Source organism: Candidatus Atribacteria bacterium (assembly GCA_011056645.1).
GTDB lineage: Bacteria > Atribacterota > Phoenicimicrobiia > Phoenicimicrobiales > Phoenicimicrobiaceae > Sediminicultor > Sediminicultor quartus.
In genome coordinates, this window is sequence record DSEL01000119.1 from 1 (window position 1) to 5824 (window position 5824).

Here is a 5824-nt window from a genome sequence, read left to right on the forward strand (position 1 = left end):
GCTTTATAGTTTCAGTTTAAAAAATATAGTTTAATTAGAACACAATCATCTAATTAATCGGGTAATCGGTCAATCAGCTAATTGGTCAATTAATAATTTACTTTCATTAAAAATAGTCCTTTGGGAGGGACAGTTTTACCCGCTATTTTTCTATTTTTCGCTTCTAATATCTTCTTTATCTCTGAATAATTTATATTCCCCTTGCCCACTTCCAAAAGAGTACCGACGATAGTACGAACCATTTTATATAAAAAAGCATCTGCTTCAATATGAAAACAAAATAAATTCCCCTTCCTGCTAATATTTATGCTTTTTATAGTCCTTTCCCAGCTTTTAATTCCACTTCCCGAACAGCTAAAAGAGGTAAAATCATGTTTTCCTTGTAAAAATTGACTGGCTTTTTTCATCTCATCTAAATTTATATTTTTATAGACACAATATACATAATTTCTTAAAAAAATTGATAAATAATTATTGTTTAGGTAAGAATTCAAAACATAATAATGATAAGTCTTACTTACTGCACTATAGCGGGCATGAAAATTGTCATCTACTCTCTCTGCTTTTTTAATCCTAATATCCAAAGGGAGTAATCGATTTAGGATCAAAGGGAATTCCTCCCAAGGAATAGAGCTATCAGTATTAAAATTTGCTACTTGTCCCAAAGCATGTACTCCGGCGTCTGTTCTTCCAGAACCATAAAGTATTATTTTTTCTTGAGTAATCTGAGATATTTTTTCTTCTAAAATTCCCTGTATAGTTAAAAACTTTTTTTGTTTTTGCCAGCCATAATATTGAGTTCCTTCGTATTCTATGGTAAGTTTTATATTAATCATTTTTTCCTTTTATTTACATTTATCTAATTTATAAATTTTCTTCTTCTATTTTTTCATTAGTTAACCAAGTAACTATTACTGCATTAGCTAATTATTTGAGATAAACGCTCCATGGTATCTTCCTTTGCGATATAAGGAACAGCAATGCTAATGTAGCACACTTAAAACATGATACTCACTATAATAGCTATTACCATAGTTAGAGAAAGGGTCAAGATATCTATTTGATTAATTTTTAATTCTCTATAATGAGTTCTGCCCTCTCCGCCTCTATAACATTTCGCTTCCATTGCAATGGCAAGTTCGTCGGCGCGTCGAAAGGCGCTAACAAACAAGGGTATTAAAATAGGTATTAAATTCTTTGCCCGATTAAAAATATTTCCACTTTCAAAGTCTGCACCTCGAGATATTTGAGCTTTCATTATTTTTTCTGTCTCTTCTAATAAAGTCGGAATAAACCTCAGTGCTATAGTCATCATCATAGCTATTTCGTGAGCGGGAATACCAGTGAATTTAATAATGGACAATAACCTTTCAATCCCATCAGTTAAAGATATAGGAGAGGTAGCCAGGGTAAGCAGAGAAGTAGTTAAAATTAAGATAAATAGTCGAAATGAAATAAGGAGCCCTTTAATTAATCCTTCCTGGGTAATTTTTAAAAAACCTACCTGATAAATTACTTTTCCTTCAGTCATAAAAAGATGGATAATTAAAGTAAATATAATAATAAATAATATTGGACGCAAGCCTCTGAAAACATATTTGGGGTGTACCTTAGAAATGATAATACTGATCAATATATAGCTTCCCAAAATTAAATACCCTGAAAATTTAACTATTAAAAATAAAGCTATGATTATAGCCAGACAACTTAATATTTTTATTCTGGGATCCAAACTATGAACTAAAGAATCCCTTGGAATATATTGACCAAAACTAATATTCCTTAATATTCTCATTTTTTCCTCATCTTTCTAAGTGCAATTGATAAATTCCCTCTTTAGATGTTTACTTCTTATACTTATCTTTTAGTTAAATTTTGCATTTTTTTAAGATTTCACTTTCAGCTTCATCTACAGTTAATACTCCGGTATATACATCTTTTCCCTTTGCTTTTAATTTGTGCATACATTCGGTAACCTGTGGAAGGCCTAAACCCACTTTTATTAGATCGGTAGCGTGTTTTTCAAAAATATCTTGGGGAGTACCGTCTATAATTATCTCTCCTCGATGCATCACTAAAACCCGTTTTACAGTTTCGGCAACCTTTTCCATGTTGTGTGATACCAATATCACAGCCGTTCCGAAATTATCATGTATTTTTTTAATCTCGGATAATATATTATCTCTTCCCTGCGGGTCAAGATTGGCAGTAGGTTCATCTAAAATTAACATTTTTGGTCTGATGGAAAGAATACTGGCCAAGGCAACACGTCGCATCTCCCCTCCGCTTAAAGAAAAAGGAGAGCGTTCTGCATAGAATTCATAATCAAGATCAACCATCTTTAAGGCTTCTCTCACTCTTTTCTCAATTTTTTCTTCTGGCAAACCTAATTTTCTTGGACCAAAGGCTATTTCTTGATAAATAGTTTCTTCAAACAATTGATTCTCTGGATACTGAAAAACTAAACCTATTTTTTGCCTTATTAATTTAAGATTTGTTCCCTTTGTATTTATATCTACTCCATCAACATAAATTTTACCAGAAGTTGGCGTAAGCAAACCGTTGAAATGCTGAATTAAGGTTGTTTTTCCACAACCAGTATGGCCGATTAGACCGATAAACTCACCTTGATCAATTTTTAAGTCGATATTCTTTAAAACTTCTGTTTCGAAGGGCATTCCCAAACTATAGGTAAAGCAAAGATTCTCTAAATATATAAACATAAATTTTCTACCATATCCTCAACTTTCAATATATGAGGTGATATATTCATTCCCCTTTTGTTTAATCTTAAGGCGAGTTCAGTAATCTGAGGAACGTCTAATCTTAATTTTTTTAAAATATCTATCTGGGTAAATACCTCCTCAGGTTTTCCTGTAAGAGCAATTTTTCCTTTATCCAACGCGATTATCCAATTAGACTCAGCTGCCTCCTCCATTAAGTGAGTAATGTAGATGATGGTAATATTCTCTTCTAAATTTAATTTCTTCACTATATTTATTACCTCATTTCTACCCTGGGGATCGAGCATGGCGGTAGGTTCATCTAAAATCAAATAGGAAGAGTGTAACGCGATTGCTCCCGCAATAGCTACTCTTTGTTTTTGTCCACCTGAAAGTAAATGCGGTTCACTTTTTTTATACTCTTCCATTTCCACAATTTCTAAAGCCCAATCAATACGCTCTCTCATAAGTTTTGTATTTATTCCAATATTTTCCAGGCCAAAAGCTATATCATCTTCCACTGTGGTTGCGATAATCTGATTGTCTGGATTTTGAAATACCATACCAACTTTTCGTCTTATTTCCCATGTTTTGCTCTTATCTTTGGTATTCATGTCATCAACCCAGATATCTCCGGTAGTAGGAAGCAACAGACAATTCATATGCTTAGCTAAAGTAGATTTTCCAGATCCGTTAGAGCCTATAATTGAAACAAAATCACCATTTTTTATTTCTAAATTAATAGAATTCAAAGCATCTATTTGTTCTTTCGTAGGAGAATTATACTGGTGACTTAAATTTTTTATTTTAATCAAGATTTTCACCGTTAGTAATAAAGTATTTTATATATAACGTATAGTATGTAGTAAAGAAGTAAAGAGATAGAATTATAGAATTCAGCTTATAAATTCGTATCTCGTATCCTGTGAATCGTATCCCGCGTTTTAGCGTATGCCTCGATAGGAGATAGTGGTGTATCGCATACGGCCATAAAAGATTCGCAAAACCACATTACAAAAATTAAAAGGTTAAAAAGTCTAAGATGAAATAATCATTTCTAATATAAACTTTTTAACCTTTTTCACTTATTTTTCAATTATTCTACAAATTCAATTATAGCTAAAGATGCTGCATCGCCTTTTCGAAATCCAGTTTTCACAATTCGCGTATACCCGCCATTTCTCTCTAAATACTTTGGACTAATTTCTTCAAATAAAACTTTAGAAGCTTTTTTATTTCTTATTACTTTTTGCACCTCTCTCTGGGCTTGCAAATTATTATTTTTAGCGATGGTTACCAGCTTTTCCACATATTTTCGTACTTCTTTTGCTTTCGTGTGTGTGGTCTCTATCTTCTTATGAGTTATAAGTGAAATAGATAAATTAGCCAATAAAGAGCTTCTATGACTACTATTGCGACCTAATTTTCCTTTTAATTTCTTGTGTCTCATTCTAAATATCCTCCTGGTGCATTTTTTCACCTAAGACAAACCCATACTTGGTTATTTTCTCTTTTATTTCATCTAAAGATTTCTTTCCTAAATTCTTTATCTTGATTATCTCCATCGGAGAGTAGTTTACTAAATCTCTCAACGTATTTACGTTGGACATTTTTAAACAATTATAAGAACGGACGGAAAAATCTAATTCTTCAATGGTTTTATTTAAGATTTTTTCTTTTTCGTTCTTTTCTTTTTCTTCTTTTGAAATGAGTTCACCTTCTAATTCTACATCTTCGGGAGAAAATTTGGTAAATATCTTTAAGTATTTAATTAATATATTTGCTGATTTACTCAAAGCCTCATCGGGCAAAAGACTTTTATTGGTAAATACTTCCAAAGTTAATTTTTCATAATTAGAAAATTGACTCAAACTGGCAGTTTCCACATCATATCGTACCTTGCTAATAGGCGAAAAAAAAGAATCAATAAAAATGGTATCTACTGATTGACCCGTTTTTTTATTTTTTTCCGCAAGTGAATAACCCATTCCTTTTTCTACTACTATTTCCATATCTAATTTGGCATGTCCACTTAAAGTGGCTATCTTTAAATCAGGATTGAGTATTTCTACATTAATATTTGGGGTTATATCTGCAGCGGTAATTATTTTTTTGCCTTTTGCCTTCAACTTTAAAACTTGCGGTTCATCTGAAAATATTTTAACTACAAGTTCTTTAATATTTAAGATTATTTCGATAACATCTTCTTTAACTCCAGAAATAGTGTCAAATTCATGGGTAATTCCTTCAATTCTAATCGCAGTTGCAGCTGCTCCCCACATAGAAGATAATAATGTTCTCCTTAGAGAATTACCTAAAGTAACACCATAACCCTTTTCTAATGGTTCTATGATAAATTTGCCATAATTATCTGTTAAATCTTCCACTTTAATTTTAATATTATTAATATCCATCACCTTCAATACTCTCCTCCTTTAGGTATCGGAAACCTAAAAATATTAACGAGAATAATACTCTACAACCAATTTTTCTTCTACCGGTAAATTTAATTCTTCTTTAGAAGGAAATTTTATTATCTTTCCTTTTAAGTTCTTAAAATCAAACTCCAGCCAGGAAGGAGTACTAATCTCAATCTTCCCTTCTTTAATCTCTTTAATATTTTCTATATTTCCACTTTTTTCTTTGATCTCGACTATATCATTGATTTCAACCTGGTAAGAGGGTATGTTCACTTTTTTCCCATTAACTAGTATATGTGAATGCAGGACCAATTGTCGAGCGTGAGCTCTAGACTTGGTAATACCAAATCGATAAACAATATTATCCAATCTCCTCTCTAATAATTCCAGAAAATTTTCTCCGGTAACGCCTTTTTTCTTTTCAGCTTTTTCAAAAAGATTTTTAAATTGCTTTTCTAATAATCCATAATACTTTCTAAGTTTCTGTTTTTCTCTTAATCTCACACCATAGGTAGATAATTTTCTTATTCTTGCATTTTTTATATTTTTGCCGGGTAATGAGGCGCCTTTTTCTATCGGACATTTCTCGGTGTAACACCTATCTCCCTTTAAAAACAACTTTACTGTTTCTCTGCGGCACAATTTGCATACCGCTCCTATATATCTGGCCATATATAATAA

7 protein-coding genes are annotated in these 5824 nt (G+C 31.8%); all 7 read right to left on the reverse strand.

The window, feature by feature from the left end; all coding sequences use genetic code 11:
* Positions 1–89: 89 nt before the first annotated feature.
* Complete coding sequence (gene truA / locus ENO17_04785) at positions 90–836, reverse strand: tRNA pseudouridine(38-40) synthase TruA (protein HER24346.1); 747 nt, start codon at positions 834–836, stop codon at positions 90–92.
* A 161-nt stretch (positions 837–997) separates the two neighbouring features.
* Positions 998–1789, reverse strand: a complete 792-nt coding sequence (locus tag ENO17_04790) for an energy-coupling factor transporter transmembrane protein EcfT (GenBank protein HER24347.1) — start codon at positions 1787–1789, stop codon at positions 998–1000.
* Between the two features lie 79 nt (positions 1790–1868).
* Complete coding sequence (locus ENO17_04795) at positions 1869–2723, reverse strand: energy-coupling factor transporter ATPase (GenBank protein ID HER24348.1); 855 nt, start codon at positions 2721–2723, stop codon at positions 1869–1871.
* Positions 2708–3538: an energy-coupling factor transporter ATPase gene (locus ENO17_04800; protein HER24349.1), complete on the reverse strand. Its 831-nt coding sequence runs from the start codon at positions 3536–3538 to the stop codon at positions 2708–2710. The genes ENO17_04795 and ENO17_04800 overlap by 16 nt, the downstream gene beginning before the upstream one ends.
* 281 nt (positions 3539–3819) lie before the next feature.
* Positions 3820–4173 (reverse strand): 50S ribosomal protein L17, encoded by a 354-nt coding sequence (gene rplQ / locus ENO17_04805; protein ID HER24350.1) that lies wholly within the window; start codon positions 4171–4173, stop codon positions 3820–3822.
* A gap of 1 nt (position 4174) precedes the next feature.
* Complete coding sequence (locus ENO17_04810) at positions 4175–5140, reverse strand: DNA-directed RNA polymerase subunit alpha (GenBank protein HER24351.1); 966 nt, start codon at positions 5138–5140, stop codon at positions 4175–4177.
* A 42-nt stretch (positions 5141–5182) separates the two neighbouring features.
* Positions 5183–5815 (reverse strand): 30S ribosomal protein S4, encoded by a 633-nt coding sequence (locus ENO17_04815; GenBank protein ID HER24352.1) that lies wholly within the window; start codon positions 5813–5815, stop codon positions 5183–5185.
* Between the last annotated feature and the right edge of the window lie 9 nt (positions 5816–5824).

Bases quoted from the DNA above. Each gene is read 5' to 3' on its own strand.
- truA (HER24346.1), bottom strand. From the start codon at position 836: ATGATTAATATAAAACTTACCATAGAATACGAAGGAACTCAATATTAT.
- ENO17_04815 (HER24352.1), bottom strand. From the start codon at position 5,815: ATGGCCAGATATATAGGAGCGGTATGCAAATTGTGCCGCAGAGAAACA.
- rplQ (HER24350.1), bottom strand. From the start codon at position 4,173: ATGAGACACAAGAAATTAAAAGGAAAATTAGGTCGCAATAGTAGTCAT.
- ENO17_04795 (HER24348.1), bottom strand. From the start codon at position 2,723: ATGTTTATATATTTAGAGAATCTTTGCTTTACCTATAGTTTGGGAATG.